The sequence below is a fragment of the Herpetosiphon geysericola genome (assembly GCF_001306135.1).
Classification (GTDB): Bacteria; Chloroflexota; Chloroflexia; order Chloroflexales; family Herpetosiphonaceae; genus Herpetosiphon; species Herpetosiphon geysericola.
Map to the genome: position 1 here is coordinate 1 of NZ_LGKP01000014.1, position 19,923 is coordinate 19,923.

At 52.7% G+C, this 19,923-nt stretch carries 28 protein-coding genes; all 28 read left to right on the plus strand.

What is annotated here, in order from left to right; translation table 11 throughout:
- The first annotated feature begins 69 nt into the window (after positions 1-69).
- Positions 70-717 (plus strand): Mov34/MPN/PAD-1 family protein, encoded by a 648-nt coding sequence (locus SE18_RS08400; protein WP_054533997.1) that lies wholly within the window; start codon positions 70-72, stop codon positions 715-717.
- Positions 698-1,534 carry a PRTRC system ThiF family protein gene (locus SE18_RS08405; RefSeq protein WP_054533998.1) on the plus strand — a complete coding sequence of 279 codons (837 nt, stop codon included), beginning with the start codon at positions 698-700 and terminating at the stop codon, positions 1,532-1,534. The genes SE18_RS08400 and SE18_RS08405 overlap by 20 nt, the downstream gene beginning before the upstream one ends.
- Before the next feature lie 3 nt (positions 1,535-1,537).
- A complete protein-coding gene (locus SE18_RS08410) occupies positions 1,538-2,650 on the plus strand; it encodes a ParB N-terminal domain-containing protein (protein ID WP_054533999.1) in 1,113 nt (370 codons plus the stop codon).
- Between the two features lie 305 nt (positions 2,651-2,955).
- Positions 2,956-3,168: a hypothetical protein gene (locus SE18_RS08415; protein ID WP_054534000.1), complete on the plus strand. Its 213-nt coding sequence runs from the start codon at positions 2,956-2,958 to the stop codon at positions 3,166-3,168.
- A 53-nt stretch (positions 3,169-3,221) separates the two neighbouring features.
- Positions 3,222-4,187, plus strand: a complete 966-nt coding sequence (locus SE18_RS08420; protein ID WP_054534001.1) for a 3'-5' exonuclease — start codon at positions 3,222-3,224, stop codon at positions 4,185-4,187.
- A gap of 564 nt (positions 4,188-4,751) precedes the next feature.
- Positions 4,752-5,225 (plus strand): HAD-IIIA family hydrolase, encoded by a 474-nt coding sequence (locus tag SE18_RS08425; protein WP_054534002.1) that lies wholly within the window; start codon positions 4,752-4,754, stop codon positions 5,223-5,225.
- An 858-nt stretch (positions 5,226-6,083) separates the two neighbouring features.
- Positions 6,084-6,335 (plus strand): hypothetical protein, encoded by a 252-nt coding sequence (locus SE18_RS08430; RefSeq protein ID WP_054534003.1) that lies wholly within the window; start codon positions 6,084-6,086, stop codon positions 6,333-6,335.
- A 624-nt stretch (positions 6,336-6,959) separates the two neighbouring features.
- Positions 6,960-7,235 carry a hypothetical protein gene (locus SE18_RS08440; protein ID WP_054534005.1) on the plus strand — a complete coding sequence of 92 codons (276 nt, stop codon included), beginning with the start codon at positions 6,960-6,962 and terminating at the stop codon, positions 7,233-7,235.
- A 129-nt stretch (positions 7,236-7,364) separates the two neighbouring features.
- On the plus strand, positions 7,365-7,862 hold the full coding sequence (locus SE18_RS08445) for a hypothetical protein (RefSeq protein ID WP_054534006.1): 498 nt from the start codon (positions 7,365-7,367) through the stop codon (positions 7,860-7,862).
- Positions 7,834-8,220, plus strand: a complete 387-nt coding sequence (locus SE18_RS08450) for a hypothetical protein (protein WP_054534007.1) — start codon at positions 7,834-7,836, stop codon at positions 8,218-8,220. Before SE18_RS08445 ends, SE18_RS08450 begins: the two co-directional genes overlap by 29 nt.
- A 3-nt stretch (positions 8,221-8,223) precedes the next feature.
- Positions 8,224-9,027: a peptidoglycan recognition protein family protein gene (locus SE18_RS08455; protein ID WP_054534008.1), complete on the plus strand. Its 804-nt coding sequence runs from the start codon at positions 8,224-8,226 to the stop codon at positions 9,025-9,027.
- A 9-nt stretch (positions 9,028-9,036) separates the two neighbouring features.
- Positions 9,037-9,249, plus strand: coding sequence for a hypothetical protein (locus SE18_RS08460; protein ID WP_054534009.1), 213 nt, complete (start codon positions 9,037-9,039; stop codon positions 9,247-9,249).
- 69 nt (positions 9,250-9,318) lie between these two features.
- Positions 9,319-9,951 carry a terminase small subunit gene (locus SE18_RS08465; RefSeq protein WP_054534010.1) on the plus strand — a complete coding sequence of 211 codons (633 nt, stop codon included), beginning with the start codon at positions 9,319-9,321 and terminating at the stop codon, positions 9,949-9,951.
- The gene (locus tag SE18_RS08470; RefSeq protein ID WP_054534011.1) at positions 9,920-11,173 is read left to right on the plus strand and encodes a terminase large subunit domain-containing protein; all 1,254 of its coding nucleotides are present in this window, start codon (positions 9,920-9,922) and stop codon (positions 11,171-11,173) included. Before SE18_RS08465 ends, SE18_RS08470 begins: the two co-directional genes overlap by 32 nt.
- A complete protein-coding gene (locus tag SE18_RS08475; protein WP_054534012.1) occupies positions 11,174-11,404 on the plus strand; it encodes a hypothetical protein in 231 nt (76 codons plus the stop codon).
- Between the two features lie 42 nt (positions 11,405-11,446).
- Positions 11,447-11,665 (plus strand): hypothetical protein, encoded by a 219-nt coding sequence (locus SE18_RS08480; protein WP_054534013.1) that lies wholly within the window; start codon positions 11,447-11,449, stop codon positions 11,663-11,665.
- Positions 11,662-13,692, plus strand: coding sequence for a phage portal protein (locus tag SE18_RS08485; protein WP_054534014.1), 2,031 nt, complete (start codon positions 11,662-11,664; stop codon positions 13,690-13,692). Before SE18_RS08480 ends, SE18_RS08485 begins: the two co-directional genes overlap by 4 nt.
- Before the next feature lie 3 nt (positions 13,693-13,695).
- Positions 13,696-14,814: a hypothetical protein gene (locus SE18_RS08490; RefSeq protein ID WP_054534015.1), complete on the plus strand. Its 1,119-nt coding sequence runs from the start codon at positions 13,696-13,698 to the stop codon at positions 14,812-14,814.
- Positions 14,815-14,845: 31 nt separating this feature from the next.
- Positions 14,846-16,228: a phage major capsid protein gene (locus SE18_RS08495; protein ID WP_054534016.1), complete on the plus strand. Its 1,383-nt coding sequence runs from the start codon at positions 14,846-14,848 to the stop codon at positions 16,226-16,228.
- A gap of 52 nt (positions 16,229-16,280) precedes the next feature.
- Positions 16,281-16,691: a hypothetical protein gene (locus tag SE18_RS08500; RefSeq protein ID WP_054534017.1), complete on the plus strand. Its 411-nt coding sequence runs from the start codon at positions 16,281-16,283 to the stop codon at positions 16,689-16,691.
- 29 nt (positions 16,692-16,720) lie between these two features.
- Positions 16,721-17,017 (plus strand): hypothetical protein, encoded by a 297-nt coding sequence (locus SE18_RS08505; protein WP_054534018.1) that lies wholly within the window; start codon positions 16,721-16,723, stop codon positions 17,015-17,017.
- A gap of 5 nt (positions 17,018-17,022) precedes the next feature.
- Positions 17,023-17,532 carry a hypothetical protein gene (locus SE18_RS08510; protein ID WP_054534019.1) on the plus strand — a complete coding sequence of 170 codons (510 nt, stop codon included), beginning with the start codon at positions 17,023-17,025 and terminating at the stop codon, positions 17,530-17,532.
- A gap of 2 nt (positions 17,533-17,534) precedes the next feature.
- Positions 17,535-17,870 (plus strand): hypothetical protein, encoded by a 336-nt coding sequence (locus SE18_RS08515; protein ID WP_054534020.1) that lies wholly within the window; start codon positions 17,535-17,537, stop codon positions 17,868-17,870.
- 2 nt (positions 17,871-17,872) lie between these two features.
- Positions 17,873-18,232, plus strand: a complete 360-nt coding sequence (locus SE18_RS08520) for a phage head completion protein (RefSeq protein WP_160319483.1) — start codon at positions 17,873-17,875, stop codon at positions 18,230-18,232.
- Positions 18,219-18,578: a hypothetical protein gene (locus SE18_RS27800; RefSeq protein WP_054534022.1), complete on the plus strand. Its 360-nt coding sequence runs from the start codon at positions 18,219-18,221 to the stop codon at positions 18,576-18,578. The genes SE18_RS08520 and SE18_RS27800 overlap by 14 nt, the downstream gene beginning before the upstream one ends.
- Positions 18,496-18,840, plus strand: a complete 345-nt coding sequence (locus SE18_RS08530) for a hypothetical protein (protein WP_152976586.1) — start codon at positions 18,496-18,498, stop codon at positions 18,838-18,840. Before SE18_RS27800 ends, SE18_RS08530 begins: the two co-directional genes overlap by 83 nt.
- 2 nt (positions 18,841-18,842) lie before the next feature.
- On the plus strand, positions 18,843-19,298 hold the full coding sequence (locus SE18_RS08535) for a hypothetical protein (protein WP_054534024.1): 456 nt from the start codon (positions 18,843-18,845) through the stop codon (positions 19,296-19,298).
- Positions 19,298-19,882 carry a phage tail tube protein gene (locus SE18_RS08540; protein ID WP_054534025.1) on the plus strand — a complete coding sequence of 195 codons (585 nt, stop codon included), beginning with the start codon at positions 19,298-19,300 and terminating at the stop codon, positions 19,880-19,882. The genes SE18_RS08535 and SE18_RS08540 overlap by 1 nt, the downstream gene beginning before the upstream one ends.
- Positions 19,883-19,923: the final 41 nt, after the last annotated feature.

Here is a 19,923-nt window from a genome sequence, read left to right on the forward strand (position 1 = left end):
ATGCTTATCCTCTTGGTGATTTACTTCCTGCAAACATTCGGCTGATCGAACTGCTGGAGGGTGAGGGCTATGCAAACACTCGCTAACCTTGTTCGTCACTACATCGCAGCGGCTGATCAGCCGCTGCCGCCACCGACACCAGGCATTGATTGGCTCTTTGCTGCGAATGGATTATTCAAGCGAGCGACCAATGCAGCGCTCAGCGCCACGATCTGCGTTGAGCAGTACAACACCTCAATCTATGGCCTGAATGCACTCTTACCAAGCGTTCAATGGAACCACCACCGGGGTTTATTGCCAGCCTCGTGGCTCGATGCCTTGCTCAATTCAGCTTGCGACGCATGCACATTACCAAGCGGCATGCTTCGCCCGCTTGAAAAACAGTGGTTTGTTATTTGGCGCAATAACGGCGTGCGATTGATCGCACCAACCGAGCAGCACGCCAGTGCAGGCAGTGTTCGCTATGCAATGCCCCAAGAGCCGGTACTCCTTGATATTCATTCGCATCACACGATGCGCGCCTACTTCAGCGGCACCGACGACCGCGACGACCAAGGATTATCAATCTCGATGGTGGTTGGAAATATCTTTGAAAAGCCTGAAGCAGTGGCACGGCTGAACGTGTACGGCCACCGCCAGCGCATTCCACTGACGATGTTGTTTGATGGGCTTGGCCCATTTACCGAGGGAGGGAGCTATGCAGCTGCCAAGTTTTGAGCCGCCGATTACCTTCGGCTTTGGCTATAGCGAGATCGATTTGATTGTCGTTGGCGCAGGTGGTACAGGCGGCTACGTCCTACAAAACATTGCGCGCTTGTTGGCCCACCACCGCTGGGGGCAATCGGTTCGCTGTATCGCTATCGATGGCGACCATGTTGAAGAGAAGAATGTGGGCCGCCAGTTATTCAGTCACGCCGAAATTGGCCGGAATAAGGCGCAAACACTAACCCATCGGTTCAATCGCGCGCTGGGCTTGTCAATGGCAGCTATTCCAGAAATGGCGACTGTTGATATGTTGAGCGATCTTTGCCGCTATAAAAACGACCGTGTAGCGATCGTTATCGGCTGCGTCGATACCACGGCGGCCCGCGCGATTATTCATCAATCCTTGATTGGCAAAACCTTGTGGATTGATAGTGGTAATGCTGACACCAGTGGTCAAGTGGTAATTGGATCGGCGCGCCATAAATCAGATATGCAAGGCGTGCTGGGGCCGTTTTGCTCGATGCTGCCAGCGCCCAGCTTGCTCTACCCTGACCTCATAAAACCAGTGCCACAGCTCCAGCCAACCGACGATCAGCGTAATTGCGCAATCGACCTAGTTGAGAATGTTCAATCAATGATGATCAATTCGGCCATGGCCATGATCGTCTCTGAATATTTGAACACGCTGCTGACGAAGCGCGGCATTACGCGCTATGAAACCAGTATTGATCTGGAATCGCTCGCAATGAGCAGCAAGACGATCACGGCAACTAACTTGGCGCGCTCGCTCGATGTTGAAACAGAATTTCTGACCAAGAAAGGACGATAAATCATGACCTTCGTAAAACCAGAAGTTGAAGAAATCGACACCCGCTTTGTGCGTACCGATGGCGGCACGCAAACACGCGCCAGCCTCAGCATGTTCACGGTTGATAATTATGCTGAGGCCATGAAGGACGGCGTAGTATTTCCACCAATTATCACCTATTACGATGGCAGCGAGTATTGGCTCGCTGATGGCTTTCACCGCTTGGCCGCTGCCGAGCGGGCAGGCCACAGCGCAATTGATTGCGAGATTCGTCAAGGAACGCGCCGCGATGCGATTCTGTATAGCGTTGGGGCCAACTCGAACCACGGCCTGCAACGCACCCGCGAAGACGTGCGCCGCGCAATCGATTTGCTGCTGCGTGATGATGAATGGCGCGAATGGTCAGATTCGGTTATTGCGGCCAAGGTTGGCTGCAATAACAAAACAGTTGGCAGCCGCCGCGCCGAATTGGTCGCAGTTGGGGAGATTGAGGATTCGGGCATCCGGCGAGCCGCTGATGGCCGCCTGATGAACACCGCGAAAATTGGCGATGGGCCAACGGAATTACCATCAGCATCGATGCTTACGCCTGAGCCAACCATCCATGCATCCATGCCCACTGATCAAGAATTGGCCGTCGTCGAACCAGAGCCAACTCTTACGCCAGCGCCAAAAGCTATTCCAAGCATTGTCAATTTTCAAGCTGCACCACGCGTCGAAAATCACCCGATTCCGGCAACGCCAGCACTAGCACCCGTGCAGGCCGCAGCGCCCAAGCCAATGCCAGCACCACAACTGGTACCAAGCTTGACACCAGCTGCTGCGCCACCATTGCTCACGCTCACGCCAGCGAGCGGGCCAACCCTAACTCCTTTGGCAGCTCCAGCACCATCACATGATCTTCAGTCGGTGATTCAAACGCAAGCTATTGCAGCATTGATTCAGTCGATGGCAGCCGAAGCCCAGCGCATCGCACACGAGACGCTGACCACGTATGAGCAAACAAGCAAGCACTATATTGAAATTGAGGTCGATAAAGGTCGCTTTGAAAACGCTGGCAAGCTCATGCTGACATCGCCAAGCATTCAAAGCCAAGCCGCATTTTTGGCCGTGGCAATCACAATTGAGGATGCGTAGATTTTTTATGATTGGCAGAGCACTTGGGAATTTCCCAAGTGGGCACGCTCGCACCGTGCTCGTTTCATCATCGTTTGATGCTCGTTCCATGCTCGCTTCACTGGGGGCATGGAACCCGCTCGCTGAGTGGCATCAAGCGGCCATTTGGTAGGACGACACTCTTTAATAGGCTGCTGCACACACCGTGTACAAATCGTGCACATATCGCGCAACGAACGCGCACAAATCATAAAGGTCAATGAAGCGGCTCGCTGCGTGGCCTGAAGGGGTCATTTCGTGGGCCGACACTCTTAATAGGGGGATCTATGGTCATTATCAAGGCGGTGTTCCGTAATTTCAACAATCGGAATCAGCAAGTTAAGTTTATTTGCCCAGGCAATAGCTTAGGCGATAAGCGCCACGCGGAGACATTCAGTCAGGCCCAAGCCGAAGCGAAAATTGATCAACTCAAGAAAGAAGAGCGGTTCAAAACCTTCGATTTCTCAATCGAAAATGCTATTATTGAGGAGGTGAACTAGCCCCCTTTTCGTGATACAGCAAACGAAACAACATCTGTTGTATTGGAGGATGTATGACTGACCTCGCGCAGCTCCAGCAATTCACCTGGTTCGATGATCCGGCAAAACCAGCCCACTACCTAACCAAGACCGAATTGGCCAAGCTTGGCTTGAAACCGCCAGCGGAGCCAGTGGCCTTTATTTATTGGAAAAAGAAACACACGACGTATTACCTCTATGATCAGAATTTGGCAACGCCCAAACGCAAGCCAACGGAAGCGCAGGCCGCAGCGCTGGCCAAAGCGCAGGACGCGCTGAAAACCTGTGAGGTTTGCGGCGAGGTAGAAACATACCGCATACCAAAGGATCAGCGTTTAGGCGGCATCGACGAGGACGGCAAGCGTTGCCGATTGCGCGTGTGCAATGCCTGTTATTTCTGTTTCTATGCTGAAGCGCGACGAATCGATGTGTTGCGAATCCGCCGTTGGGCGCAGCAGATGATCGCTGAAAACTGGCTGATTCTCGACCTAGAAACAACTGGGTTGGGTAATGCCGAAATCATGCAGATCGGGATTGTAGACTGCGCAGGCGCGGTGCTGATGAACCAGCTCATTAAACCACGCCAAGAGCCAACGGAGCGCGCGGTTGAAGTTCATGGCATCACAATGGAGCGTGTGGCCGATGCCCCTGATCTCCTTGATGTGCTGCCTCAGCTCGCGGAGATTCTTCGAGGCCGAGAAGTCTTGGTCTACAATCTATCCTTCGATAAGCAAGTGCTTGCTTGGTGCTTGCACGTGCGCGATATCAATGCGCGCACGTGGCTGGAGATGGCAAGTTGGAATGATTTAATGGAAGTGTACAGCGATTGGGTTGGCGACTGGAGTCATTCACGCCAAGCAAACCGCTGGCAGCGCTTGAACGGGCCGCATGATGCAGCTGGAGATTGCTTGGCTGCGCTGGCCTGCGTCAAAGAAATGGCGGCCTTCTCGATGTTCGGGCCGCTTGAGTTAGGGGCGGTTGTACTTCCAAACGAGTATTAATCAAAGGCCCATGATTGATTGTCCGAATAATCAATCATGGGCTTGCTTGTGACCAACATTCGTGCTACCGAACGCCACGGCATTAAGAATATTAATGCTAGGGCCGTTTTTCGCCGAATGGACAAGCAACCTGATAGCAAGGTGAAAATTCACCTGTGCGACTACCTGTACGGTTGCCTATACGACTTCTCACGCGGTCGGATTGGTTCGGCCCACTGGAATCGCCTAAAAGCCGCTTCGTGAGGTTCCTACATCCTTTATTGCGCTCAGCAACGCAGATTCCCCCGCTTTTCTTTAGTGATCGGTATGTGTAACCAAGGTATTGACCAGCTCGCTAGCGAGTGAAAGCTATGTGTCCACGATGTTATGGCTAGCCTGTCCCCATACGCCGAAAAACGGCAATAGGCCGCAGCGGGCGCATTTGCGCAGAAACCTACGGTTTGGCGGGCGGCAACGATTCGTGTAATTTTGGGCCATTTGACACCAACCATTAATCAATCGGCACGCATACGCATGAAATTATGGCGTAGACTATCGACGATTCTACGATCACAGGAGAGAACCATGCTCTATATCTTTGACCTCGATGGCACCCTCATTCAAGGCTACATGGACGGCGGCGATTATGCGCACGTGCAACCATTGCCGGGACGGATTGAAAAACTAGCTGAGCTGCGTGCCGTTGGCCACACCGTTGCGATTGCAACGAACCAAGGGGGCATTGCATTTGGCTACAATTCTGAGGGTGATTTCAAGGCCAAGTTGATTGAGGCCTTACGCGCGCTGAAGCTTTCGCGGGATACGCCTGTGAAAGTCTGCTTTCATCATCCGACGGCGAGTATCGAACAGTATCGTGATCCCGAAGGGTGCGCGCGTCGGAAGCCGAGCGGGTTGATGTTGAAAGAACTTATGCAGGAGCTTGGTCATACACCAGCAGACACGATGTATATCGGCGATCGACCCGAGGACGATCAGGCGGCGGAGCATGCCGCGGTGGCCTTTATGTGGGAACGGGATTTCTTTGGGCCGCTGGGTTAAGGGCTGATATTAGATAGAAATCAGCCCCATGGCCTGTACACTTGGGGTATTCACTAAACTGTACACCGGAAGTGAATACCCTAGGAGGTGTACACCATCTTTACTTTTTCGCTTTCTTCGATCCTGTTTTTGATATACCTGATCATTGCAACTGTTCACAAAGGTGTTCACTAGATGCGCAGGGTTGACGTGAACACTTGAAATGAACACAGATGGGCCGTGGTTTGGGTATTGACTCCGCCTGATCACAAACCCCTGTAATAGACTTGCAAGGGAGTGGTGACAGGGGATAGTGAACACCCAATAGCCCTCGAAATGGGCTATTGACACAACGCCAACAGCTTGTTAGGGAACGGCCTAAAGGCCCGCTGCGCTCGCGCTTGCGCCTAACAAACCGCTGGCGTTCCGCCCTTGCGGGGCGGGCACGCGGCTGCGCCGCGCCACCGTGGGAAAATCCGGTGTCCAAGTCTGGGCTATTTCGCCTCACAATGTGAGCGCCTGCGGCGGTTCTACGAACGCTGCAATAAACGCTATTCCAGTCCTTGATCACCGGCTGCGGCTGAAGCCTTGGGCATTGCGGTGCGGTAGCTCCTCTGCCATTTTCCCACGGTGGCGCGGCGACGTGCTTGATCTACTTTTGACCACGAGTGATCTACTTAAGCAACTGATCCAAAACCGCCAGCATTCGATCTATCGCGCACTCTGCCTAACCGTTCCCGCCCAACGCTGCCGCGTGGTGTCGCTGACGCGACTGTTTTTTGAAGTGCAGAATTTAGTTTATGAAGTAGAAAAATGTGACAGAAATTAGCCTAGTTATGGTGTACGATGGATCAATGATTATCTCATTAGGAGGTTTCCATGGCTCAAAAAATGCGCGAGAAAATGGTTCATATGAAAGAGTTGAAAGATGTACACGAATTTATGGATATTTATAATCAATATGCTAATGCGGCTGTTGAGGATGATATTCATTTTGATGAGGAGGACGAAGATATTATCGTTGGATGTTCAGGGTTCCAGTATCTCCCTGATGTTCATGAAGGCATCATTGTTTTGAAGGTAGTGGATAAAGTGAAGAAATCGAAAAAGGGTCTTCGTCGGGAAGTATAAAAATGATTGGAGATTGTAGTTATGAAAGAAATGATCACATTCCCCAACATCACGTCCTCGGATTTTGCCAAGGAGTACAATAAATATCAAGATCCAAATATTGGCACTAGGCCACTATCTCCTCTGAGACGCGAAGTCGTTGGTTGTGAAGGCCATGAATTCCACCCTGACCCTAGCTCATTTAATGAAACTGATGTACGCGGACTGGGCATTATCATTCTACGAGTTGCACGGCCATAATAAGAGAGATACGATTGAATTTACTTGCGGATCAGTCACCACCCTGACTGATCCGCCTCCCCTGAAATCAATCAATAATCAATCCTGCAATTAAAACGAAATCTGAATGAAATTAAATAACCCTCAATATCCCACTTTTACCCACACCCAGAGTAGAATCCACGACCCGATACAACTATGCAAAATCAGGAAAGTTAATATCGCCAGCAATTTATTTTGCCGCGTGCAATTCTTTGTGATCCACTATTCCAAGTCGTAGGCATGCGTTTGCTGGTCAGTGTAGGGTTTTTTGCCCCTTTTTAGCGCATTCGTGCTTGACAACAAAAATCATTCGTTTTAGCATTTATGTACAGTCATACAGCGCCCTACCCAACGAGGTGTCCCATGGCCTTTTATGGAACAGCAATTCTAGTTTTCCAATCTGGCGCATGGGAAGAGGTCGCTCGTGTGACCCAGGTCAAGCGACGCATCGGTGAAACCACGAACGCATTTCTAAAACGATGCAAGAAGCGTGGTGAAACCTTAATGCAAGACCATTCCGGTTTTTCGGCGGTGATTGAAGTGGATTATGCCCAAGACCAGCCAACGCTGGCAAAAATCACTCTCACGCCAACAAAAGTAGCAAGCAACGATACTGTTGCCTGCGTGACTAGTCGCTAATTCTTTGACTAGCCATAGTGACCTAGGCAACTAGGCACACGAGCGATGCGATACCCGCACGGTCGATTCATTCCAGCTTCTGCTGGAATGGTTCAACTGTGCGGGTTTTTGTTATTTTCAGGATTTTTTATGACCGAGGCCGAGCAAGCAATCAAGCTAATCAATGGCAACGGCCTCATTGGGATTCTCGTTGTGATTTTGTTTTTTCTGAGTAAATCAGCAGCTCCAGCGGTCGGCAAAGTATGGGATTGGTTTGTTTCGTATTTCAATCCAGCGCGTGCTGACGAGAAGGAACAGCAGAAGAAGAACGATCAAGACCGTGAGGCTCGCTTAAGGAAAGAGGAAATTGCGTTGTTGTCGCAAGTCTACGATGGCGAGCTGCTGGATGCCTATAAGAAAAATACCGAGGCCAATGTACAGGTCATTATGACGATGCAGGCTATGCAAATTGAAATGCGCGCCTCGCGTCAAGACCTCGACGATATAAAGCTGGATATTGCGGCTATTTACGCCCAGAACCGTCAATCACAACCCAGTCGGGATCGGCGGAACGCAACGCAACCGAATCAACCATTACCAACACAGGAGGGTAAACCCCATGCTCGCAACCATCAACGAAATCGCTAACATCCTCGTGCCATTACTGCTTTCAGTGATTTTTGGCATTATCGCCAGCTCAGGCCCAGCCCTGATCAAACTTGGTACGGCTTTCATCAACTCGAAATTAACCGAGCATCAGCAAGCCGTGCTGTATGCCGCTGTGAAGGTTGGTGAACGGGCTGCCGCTGCGCAAGGCTTTACCCCTGAACACGCATGGGAAACAGCCAAAGCGGTTGCGGTCAAAGAAGCAATTGACTATGCCAATCGATTTGGCCTGAGCCTCGATCCAAAAACGCTTGTGCCATTGATTGAAGCTGAAGCAGCTAAACAAGTGCGTGAGCGTCCAGTCCTTACGGTCGTTCCTGGCGCAACCGACGGAGTGTAACCAATGGGCATCCTTGATTTACCAGTTGTTGATATTCGGCATCTGCTACTGCGTCGCCCGTCGCAATTCCTTGTCACGCGGCTCTTGAAACTTATCAGCGGCAGCGCCTTTCATTACAACGGCCCTGAAGTCGACACCGAAGAATCGGTTGATGCAGAAATCCGGCATCTTCAGGCAATTGCCAAGTATCACGTTGGGAAAATCTGGGGCTATGCCAACGGGGTTCCAATCTACGGTCACGGCATTATGTATCACTATGCCGTAGGCGCAACGGGCACCATTTACTGGCTGCGCAATCAGAGCGAAATCCTTTGGCATTGTGGCAATGGCACTGGCAACAACACAACTATTGCGGTTCATAACCCGATTGGCGGTAAGCAACGCCCAACGGACAAACAGTGGGATTCAAATATCAAACTGTTTAACGCATTGGCCGAGGATCGTGGGTTTCAGGCAAAGAGTAATACGAAAGGGCATAAGGAGTGGGGGCAGAGCGAATGCCCCGGCCCTGTGCTTATGCCAATGCTTGACACTTGGCGTAAAGAGCCAGTTATCAAGCGCTATCGCATTAAGTACAACGATGCGAATTGTCGCCAAGGCCCAGGGCTTAATTTTCCAATTGCCGCAACGTTCCAAGCGGGCCACGAGTTCGATGGCAAGGTAGTTATTGGTCAATCCATTAATGGAAACAATATTTGGTACTGGCGCGCCGATGGTCTTGGCTTCATTCATTCATCCTTGTGTGAAGCAGTTTGGTACGAAATGACCGATAGTCGTGACTTTCTTCATCAATCAGTCGTTGCTTAGGAGGTTTAGTTGGAATCATTGTTTGGTCTTTCTGTGGAAGCCTGTGTTGGTCTTGCCCTGATCGTGATTCTGTTAATTGTTGTCGGTGTGGCACTCGCTCGCATGCACACCGATGTCAACAACTTAATGGTTGGTACGGGCCATTTAGTTGATCGGCCACCCGCGTGGCGATGGGGCAAGCCAGACCGTGCCCAGCGTCGCCGGAATGCGCGCAAAAAATAATCCACTTGGGAAATTCCCAAGTCAAACCCAAAACCATGCATCCATGCATCCATGCCTAGGCGGTGACCAATGAGCGACAACAAAGCAGAAAAACCATTGACAGCGAAACAACGGCGCTTTGTTGATGAATATTTGGTCGATTTCAACGCCACCCAGGCGGCCATTCGTGCGGGATATGCAGCAAAGTCGGCGTATTCAACAGGTTCCGAAAACCTGAGAAAACCTGAGATCCAAGCCGAGATCAACCGCCGTCTCGATAGCATCATGCCCAAGGCTGAAATCTTGGGGCGGCTCGCACAGCAGGCTCGTAGCACCATGCAGGATTTCTTTTTTATCGGCATGGAAGAGCGAACGATTGAAAAACGCCGGATTGTGGTCAGTACAGGTAGGGGAGACGACGGCGGAACCGAAACAATTGTTGAGGAAACCGAGGAAAAGGCTATGCGTCCAGCCGTCTACCTCAGTCTCGTCAAAGCCCAAAACCTAGGCAAGATGCACCTGATTAAGAAGTATTCAACGGGGCCAAAAGGTGAATCGATAGAGTTGTATAACGCACAGGATGCGTTGACCACGCTGGGCAAATACCACGCGATGTGGGTGGATCGCGCAGAAGTCACTGGCGAGGATGGCGGCCCAATTGAAATTTCTGAAATCGTTGTAAAGAAGAGCCATGAGCGTCCCCCAGCTCTGGACGACGACTAATGGTCGGCTTGAGCTTGATCTGCACTATGGACAGACGCAGGCTTGGGAATCAGAACGCCGATTCATAGCCGTAATCGCAGGGACGCAATCAGGCAAAACATCGTTCGGTCCGCAATGGCTGTATCGCGAGATCAAACTGCGCGGGCCTGGCGACTATATGGTGGTCACACCCACCTATCCGCTGTTAGAGGTTAAAGCATTGCCGGAATTCCGGCGATTGTTTGAGCAAACACTGAAGCTGGGGCGCTACTACGGTTCGCCTGTTCGGCGGTTTGAATTCAGTAAGGCCGGAGCCAAGCGCATGTTTGGCCTCAATGCGGATACAACCACGGTGTTTTTTGGCTATGCCGCTGATCCTGAATCACTCGAATCAGCAACCGCCAAAGCCGTGTGGTGCGACGAAGCAGGGCAAAAGAAATTCAAGCTCGCCAGCTGGGAAGCGCTCCAGCGGCGGCTCTCGCTCAATCAAGGCCGAGCGCTGATCACAACCACTCCCTATGACTTGGGTTGGCTCAAGGTTTTACACGACAAGTGGTTGAAAGGTGACAAAACAATTGAGGTGGTGAATTTCGCCTCAATTATGAATCCGGTGTTTCCGCGCGAGGAGTATAAACGAGCCAAGGCCGAGCTTCCTTTGTGGAAGTTCAGGATGTTTTATCAAGGCTTGTTTGAGCGGCCTGCTGGGTTGATTTATGGGGCATTCAAGCCGGAGATTCATAAGGTTCCGCGCTTCACGATTCCAGACGATTGGCAGCGCTACCTAGGGCTTGACTTTGGGGGGGTGAATACCGCCGGACTGTTCTTCGCTGAGGAGCCAACCAGTAACAAGCTGTACCTGTATCGTGAATACAAGGCAGGCGAAAAGACGGCAGCGGAGCATGCACGCGACCTGCGCAAAGGCGAACCAATGATTCCGATCTGTGTGGGCGGCTCGAAGTCGGAAGGCCAATGGCGGCGCGAGTTTCGGATGGCTGGCTTGCCTGTCAACGAACCCGATATCAAAGAAGTTGAAATTGGCATCAATCGGGTCTTTGGCGCGCACGCGCGCAATGAAATCTTTGTGTTTGACGATTGCGAGGGCTATCTCGCCGAAAAAGGCAGCTATAGCCGAGCGCTGGATAAGGAAGGCGAGCCGACCGAGGAGATTGAGGACAAATCGACTTTCCACTTCATGGACGCTGAACGCTACATCATTGGGCGTATTCGGCGGGGGATTGTCTAAATGGGACGCAAAAGTCGTGAAAAGCGAAACCGTCGCATGCTCCAGCAAGAGCTGCAAGGGATTGAAGAAGTTAAGTCGTTTACGTGGGCGCTTATGGAGAGTCTACTCAAGCGCAAGGACGACCCAAGCTTGAGTTTGTTCTCTGGATCGTTCGATACGCCAGCAGAACCAGAGCCGCTAATCGAGGCGGATGTAACGAAAACATTCGAGCACTTCACGTCACGGTTGTAGTTATTACTTGAGCACTTGGGAATTTCCCAAGTGGAGGCATGTATGAAGCGCATCACCACACCAATCAAGCTCTTTTTCATTGAATCCATCGCAGCCGTGGTGGTGTGGGTGCATCTGCTTGGCCAATGGCTGCGCGAATCGCTGCCCATCGTGCTTTTGGTCATTCCCTTTGTGCTGGGATGGTTGGTTGGGGTAGTGGTGTCGGTGTTCGTTTGGGTGATCGCGGCGGGGATTGAGGGCTATCGGAGTGGCCGACTATGAAATTTGTTGAGGCAATCAAGCAGCGCGTCGCTGCAATCCGAAAAGCCAGCAAGTACCTGCCACACCTGCACGGTATTGAGCATGTCTTTAGTAGTGCGCGAACGGGCGATTCGCTCTATGAAATCGACAACTACATGGAGTTTGCGGGCATCTACAACAGCTATGTCTGGGTGCGCAAAGCCGTCAACGTGATTGTTGAGTCGCTGGCTCCGCTGCCTGTGCGCGTCGTCGATAGCAATGGCAAGCCGCTGAAATCGCACCCGCTCAATGACTTATTTGGCTATATCAACGATACAACCACGCCAAGCCAACACTGGCAACAATACTTTATCCACCTGATTCTTGGCGGAGAAAATCCGGTCGAATTGGTTACGAATAAGGCCAAAACCAGCGTTGTTGAGATGTGGAATCGACGACCCGATCGGTTGTGGATTCTGCCGGACTATGCACGGCTCAACTACCCGCGCATTGCCGAATTCGTGTTTTATGGCCAAGACGCTGACCCAATCCGCGTCCCTGCCAGTCATATGGTGTTTGATCGCTTTTATAACCCGCGCAACGTATGGCGTGGCATCACGGTGATCGGTGCGCTGCGCACAGGCGTGAAGCTCGATGTTGCGGGCCAACGCTGGAATGAAAGCATTGTGACCACCGGAGCTAAGCCAGAGTTTGCCGTGACGACCAAGAAGTTCTTGACTGATGGTGAAAAAGAGCGGCTTGAGCAGCAAATCATGGATAAGCATGGCACGGGTCGTCCGTTGATGCTCGACGATGAAACTACCGTCGTGCCTTATTCATGGGCACCAAAAGACATGGAGTGGGTTGAACAACGGCGCTTTGCGCGCGATGAAATTGGCGGCTTGTTTGGCATTCCAGACGAGATCATGGGCTATGGCAAAGATACCTATGACAACCTGAAAATGGCCGAGCGCTTGTTGTGGCGGGTCACACTCAAGCCTTACATCGGGCGGCGTGATTCGGTCTATACCAAGCATTTCACCTACACCATGCCGCTGCTGAATAAGGGCGAACGGATCGAAACCGATGTGAGCGATGTCAGCGCGCTTCAGCAAGATGATGATGCACTCCTTGAACGGGCAACCAAGTTTTTCAATATGGGCGTTCCGTTCAATACCGTTGATCAATCGTTGTCATTAGGTATTGGCGCAATTCCAGGCGGCGACGTGGGCTACCTGCCATCAAACCTGATTCCAGCTGATGAAATGAGCGCTCCGCTGCCAACGCCGCAAACCAAAGCGGTCGAAACACTGGTGAAAGCCAAGAAGCCCAGTGCAGCCCGCACAGGCCGCGCCCTCCAGAAAATCCGCAAGCGCGTTGCTGCTGATATGGAAACGGCGATTGAAGGCTATTTCGAAGAGTTGGCCAACAACGTGGTGGCCCGTGCGCGAGCTAATAAATTCGCCCGCGTGTGGCACAAGGCCATTACCAAAAAGGCGGTGCCTGACCTTGATGTGCTGATCACGGACGACGATGTGACCAAGCTTGGTGACATTGTTGGCAGCTTCTATCTACAAATTTGTGAAGCCAGCTGGGAGACATGGAATAAGGCCTTAGGGGTCACGGTCGAATTTGATGCCGATAACGCGGCAGTCGTCGCAGCGCTCGACCAAGCAGGCGAGCAAGTGCGCATGATTGACGAAACGACCAAGACGGCCTTGCAAGCGTTGCTGAAATATGCAACCGAACAAGGCTGGACGATCAGTCAATTAATCAAAGGCGATGAGAACCAGCCAGGCATCAAGGCCTTGATTCAGGAAACCTATAAAAACCGCGCACGCACGATTGCCCGCACGGAGCTGGGGACGGCCCAAAACATCTGCACATTGGCTCGCTATAAGGACGCGGGCATTAAGGAGGTGGAAGTTTTCGACAACGGCCAAGACGATCCTGATTCGGCCTGTCGCATCGCAAACGGCCAAAAATGGTCACTCAAGGACGCACAGAAGAAGCTCCTTGAACATCCCAACTGCACCCGCGCTTTTGCGCCAGTAGAACCGAAAGGATAGGTCATGGCTCGCATTATCAAAGCTGGCCCCGATGCGCCAGTCATTCACAAAACATTCACCTTTGAGGTGATTCGCAAGGCGGAAGCAGGCGAAACGCCAGGCGGCAGGATTCGGGTTAATACCGCCCGGCTCGACCGTGAAAACGACATCATTCCACCGAGTGGTGCCGTGCTCGATAACTATCGGCTCAATCCGGTTGTGCAATGGATGCATAACTATGCCGACCCGTGGTCAACCGTTGGCCGCTCAATCCATATTGAACACTCGAAAGAGTATATCGACATTGATTTCGAGATGCGCCCAGCAGCGAATGATTTCGATCCGCAAACGATCATCCTGCTGCAATGGACGGGCGGTTGGGTGCGTTGTGCCAGCATCGGTATGCGGCCACTGACCTATAAAGCGAATTCCAGCGGTGGCTTCATTTTTCCATCGTGGGAATTTGTGGAGTGGTCACTCGTGCCCATTCCGATGAACCCTGACGCATTACGCCAATTAGGCGTGCAACCATCTGCCGAGGTTGTTCGCCGCTTCTATGGAGGATTTGAATCTATGGCGAAAGCACCCATGCATCCATCCATCCCCGCGATCGATAGCGGGGGCTTGATTCAGAAAAGTATCAGCCTCGATCGCTTGGTTGAGGAAGTCAGCACCGCGATTTATCGCGTGTTGTGGGATCGTGACGATGATGGCTATCACCACTATGACGGTGTGCGTCGCCATGTGGCAGCAGTCTACGAGGATCACGCGATTGCCTGTATTGGCCTGGCTTTCTACCGTGTTGAGTACACCATTGAAGCTGGGTTGGTTAAGGTTCAACCAAAAGACGAATGGGTCGAAGTGGATCGCGAGTGGCCCGAAATCAGCGCCACGATGACGACCATTGAACGCTCGATGCTTCAGATTATTGGCAAGGCCGGAGCACGGCACAGCACCAAGGATATGGATCTCGTGCAGCAAATGCACGATACCGCGTGCGCATTAGGCGCAGCCTGTGGCAGTGATGAAACCAAGGCCGAGGCTGATGAAACCGTAACAACCAAATCAGAGGAGGTGATCGACATCGATAAAACCAACATTCGTGAGGTGATCGCCTCGTTCAAGACCATGTTCAATCGCTAAATAATCAACACTTTTTTATTGAGGTATATCCATGGCAACACAAGCCGAATTTGAATCACTTGTGGGCGAAATGGCCCAAATTGCAAACGCGATCCGCGAGGGTGGGTTGATCGATACCGATAGACTCAAAGCCGAGTTTGCAGCGCAGTTCAAAGCATTCACCGATCTGCAAGCCCAACAAAAACTGGAGGAAACGCCTGATCGGCGTGTTGCTGGCGCACTCGTCGGACCAAACGGCGAAGTTGTCGCAAAAGGCAATCGCTATTATGGCATGCTCAAAAACTTTGAGCGCGACGGCAGTAGCCGCTATGGCGCAACCAAGGTTAAACCTGTTGACCTCTGGATGGCGCACAACCTGATCAAGAGCGCCCATGCGCTGATGCCAAAACTGGTCAATGCTCCCTCAGGCGACCTTGATTTAGCCGTCCGCGCCATGACCGCCGAAGGTACAGGCACAGGCGCAGAAATTGTACCAACCGACATGGCGACCCAGTTGTGGGATGACATGTATCTGGCAAGCCGCGTGATTGGCCTTATGCAGCCTGTCAATATGACCAGCAATCCCTTCGAACTGCCATTAGGTCTTGGCCGTCCAACGTGGCGCAAAGGCAAGGAGCGCACCCGCACTACCACCAATGACTCCAGTACGCAAAAGGTCACACTGACCGCGACCGAAATGGTTGCCGATCAGGAATGGTCATACACGCTGGACGAAGAAGCGGTTGTGGCGTTGATGCCCGCAATGCGCACCAACCTCGCACTATCCGGCGGCGAAGCCATGGATGCGTTTGCCTTGAATGCCGATAGCACCGTGGCGAGCAGCGGCAACATCAATAGTGACGATGCCACGCCTGATACCGACAACTATTACATCAGCGAAGGCCAAGATGGCATTCGCCACCAACACTTGGTCGATAACGCGACCCAAACATTCAATGCTGGTGGTGATGCATTGGTGGATGGCGATGTGACTTCAACCTTAGCGTTGATGGACAAATATGCCACCGATCCAAGCAAGCTGGGCTTAGTCACCGATGTGAGTACCTATTTGAGTGGCTTCCTGAAGCTCGACACCGTAACCACTATCGATAAATTTGGGCCGAGCGCAGTCATTCTGAGTGGTCAACTAGCCTCCTATCGTGGTGTTCCAATCGTGCTCAGTGAATCCTATGGCAAAGCTGAAGCCGATGGTAAGCAATCAGCGACCACCGCAAATAACACGTTGGGCGGCTTCAGCGTGATGAATCGCAGCATGTGGGCGGTTGGCTTTATGCGCGACCTCTTGATCGAAGTAGATCGCGATATTCGTAGCCGCACCTACATCATGGTGAGCAGCTTCCGCCAAGCCGTCGCAGCACATGGCACGCGCTCAACCAACAAACACACCGCTGGCTGCCGCAACGTATTGGTCTAAAAAATCCATAGCCCTGCGTGAGTGGGGCTATGCCTAGTTTTTTGAGGTAGTTATGGCCAATGAATTAGATCGCAACGATGGCACCGACGTGACCTTGATCTTTAGTCTGGCGAACCCGGGTGCAGGCGCAACCACCGCGCTTGCCTTCCCGCAAGGCAATACGGGATTCAAGGTTCCCGCAGGCTATCAATTCCATCCTATCTGTTTGAGCGGCGCAAGCAATGCCGACCTGACCGCAGGCACCGCCACGTTCGCAGTCTCCGCAGCGGGCACCGTGATTGCCAATGGCCCAACCGCTGTGTTGAGTGACACCGTGCAGCAAGCAGTTGGGGTTAAGCGGGTCGATGCTGCGCCAATCAATGCGGGCGTGCTGGTTGGAGTATCGGTCACCACCAACGGCGCCTATGCACCAACAACCGCCGACCTCGATGCTGTGCTGATTGGCAAGCTGTTACCAGCTTAGGCGCACCGCGCATAAAAGGAGGTTTCACGTTGAAACTGCAATGTATTAGCGCCTATGCCAATAAGCCACTGAAGGTTGCGTATGCCGAAGGCGATGTCTTTGAGGTTGACGAGAAGGTTGGTCAACACTTGTTAAGCGATTCGCCAGATTCATTTATCAATGTGTCTGCGCTTGAAGCCGCCGAGCAGGCCATGCTTGAGCTGCAAAGCAAGCTTGAACAAAAGCCCGATGATCCGGCAGGTCAACCCCCGCCCGATCCGCAACAAGGCCAAGCGCCTGACAACCAGACATCGGAACCAAAAGGCAAGAAGAAAGCAACGGAGTAAGACCGATGGCAAGTCTCTTAACACTGGCCGAGCTTCGCGCGGTTGTCACAACGGGCATGGACAATGCCGACCTTCAGGCCGTGATTGACCGTGAAGAAGCGATCATGACGAGCCGCATTGGCGCGCCGAATGATGGCATTGCGAGCATCACCAAGATTGTGCGCGGTAGTGCGACCAATGTGTATTTGCCGCATCGCATCGCAAGCGTCACCAGTGTGGAGGAACGTGACACCGGAGCCTACGCCACCGTTGCCAGCGATTTGTATGAAGTCTGGGAGGATGGCGGGCGCATCGAACGGCTATACGTCCGCTGGGGTGCGCGGGTACGTGTGGTCTATGTGCCCGCCGATGATCGCCCGAAACGCAAAGCGGCCACGATTGAGCTCGTCCGAGGCGCGATTGAGCGCACGGCCATGAAAAAGGAATCAGTGGCCCATGAATATAGCTACGAGGCTCCCGATTGGGAGTACGAGCGCACCCGCATCTATCGAACGTTAGTTTTCACGGAGGCCTAATAATGGCAAACGTTACCGTCCAACCCAACGATGCCCGCCGGAATTCAAACGGCTTAAATGCTACCGATGGTGGCACCGCCGTTAGCTCCAGCGACACCTATTTCATTCCCAATAATGGTCGTGTGGTGCTGCTGGTCACCTCAACCCCAGGTTGCACCGTGACCGTGCAAACCCCTAACTCAGTTGATGGTTTAGCCGTCACCGACTTAACCGCAAGCGTTGGGGCAACCAAACAGCATGTCATTGGCCCGTTTCCGACCACCGTGTACAACCAAGCCGATGGCACAATCCAAGTCACCTTTAGCGCAGCGGCAACGCTGTACGCCGTGCGGGTCTAATGATGGCAATTGATGCACACTTCAATCATCGCTGCGAGGTGCAACGGGCAGAAACCACACAGGATGATTACAACACCGACATCCTGACGTGGAAAACGCATCTCACTGATGTAGCCTGTCGCCTCGTCATCAAAGAGGAGCGTGTGCAACGAACCGATGACGCGGAACGCGCCGTGATCACGACCTACGCACTGATGGTGCGAGCAGGGACGGATATTCAACATGGCGACCGAATTGTGAATCTTGTGATTGATGGCGTTGCTACCACTGGCGGCTACCGGATTGACCAAATCAAACCGCGCCGAGCGGCGAGCCAACGCCATATCACCTGCACTGTGGAGTATTTTCATGATCGAAGTTGAGCAACAAACCATTGATCGGCTACTGGGAAGCGGTAACGCGCTCAGTATTCGCGGGCGAGTCTATATCGCAGCAGATCAGGTTGCTGCCCTGATTAGTGACGCGCCACCTGCTGAGCCAGCGCCTGAGCCGGAACCAGAACCCGAACCAACGCCAGAGCCAGTGCCCGATCCTGAACCAGCGCCAAGTCCAGAACCTGATCCTGAGCCAAGTCCAGAACCTGATCCTGAGCCAACGCCGGAACCAAAACCAGAAGGAGCTGCTGATGCGCAAGCAGTTAAAGCTCGATTGGCGCGGCGAGCAAACGTTACGCCAAGTGACCAACCGAGCCACGGCAGCACTGAATGAAATTGACCGCACCGCCGAGCGCCACGCCAAGGCCGAACTCTACCCGGGCCACGGCGTGCGCACTGGAGCGCTGCGACGGTCGATTACCGCCATTCCCGCCGTCACGCGTGGACGGCGCATCATTGGCGGGATTGGCACAACCAAAGGCGATGTGAGCGCCTACGCGCGGGTGATTCATCGCAAGTATGAGTATTTGACCAAAGGCTTACACAAGACCATTCCGAGCGTGCTTGAGATTATTGAACGCCACATGAGGAAATAACGATGCCAATGATTGACCCAATTGCTGCCATTCTGAAATTAATCAGCGATAACACCAACGTGCAGGCAATCGTTGGAGATCGCGTTGCTGGCAAGCATAAGTTTGCCCAAGCTGGCAGTGTGAATGCATGGAAGGCCGATCAATCCTGCATCGTCGCCAAGGACGATCCGGGGACAACGCCGGATATTGATATTGGCGATCATGTGGGCCGCGTGGAGCTACGTTGTTATGGCGCAACCCCCGCAGCGGCGCGGAAGATCTATAACAGCCTGATTGAACTCATACGCGACCTAGAAGGCCGCACGACGGCTAATACCAGCAACGGCACGGCGCTGATCTATTCCCTCGTCATGGACGCATCGCCGTTTACAACCGTTGACCCTGATCTATCGATTGATATGGTGGTTGGCTACGCCCGCTACCGTATCCATGAATATGCTCTTGAGGAGTACCAATAATGGCTGGAACTGCAATGACTCCCTACGCCCAACTTGTTGGGCCAGTGGACGTGTATGTCGCTCCCTATGGCACCGCCGAGCCTGCAATTGATGCCGCTGTGCCATCAACGTGGTACAAGCTTGGTCCAACCACGGGCGACCAAACGATTGAACACTCCGGTGATCTGGAGGTGTTTCGCGACAACGATCACCAGGCACCTGTCAAGGTCACACGGCCCGAAGAGGATCTGATGGTCACATTCACTGTGGTCGATATGACCTATGAAAAATATGCCCGCATCATCAACAACGTTGGCCGGATTGCCACCGGCACCAGTGGTTCCGCCAACGTCAAGCGGTTGGGGTTCAAGCGGGGCGCAACCCCAACCGAATATGCGCTCCTGTTGCGTGGGTCAGCCGATAGCCCCTACGGGTTGTACCCAGGTCAAAACTACATCCCCCGCTGCGTGCAATCGGGCAATCCGGCTCCTGCTCGTGGTAAGGCCACTCGCGCCGAGCTGGAATGTGAGTTTATGACCCTAGAAGATGATACCCAATCCAGCGACGACGACAAAATGGGCTGGGGTACCGTTCAAATCAACTAATCGATTATTGCATCGGGGCGGCTCACCACCGCCCACGATTC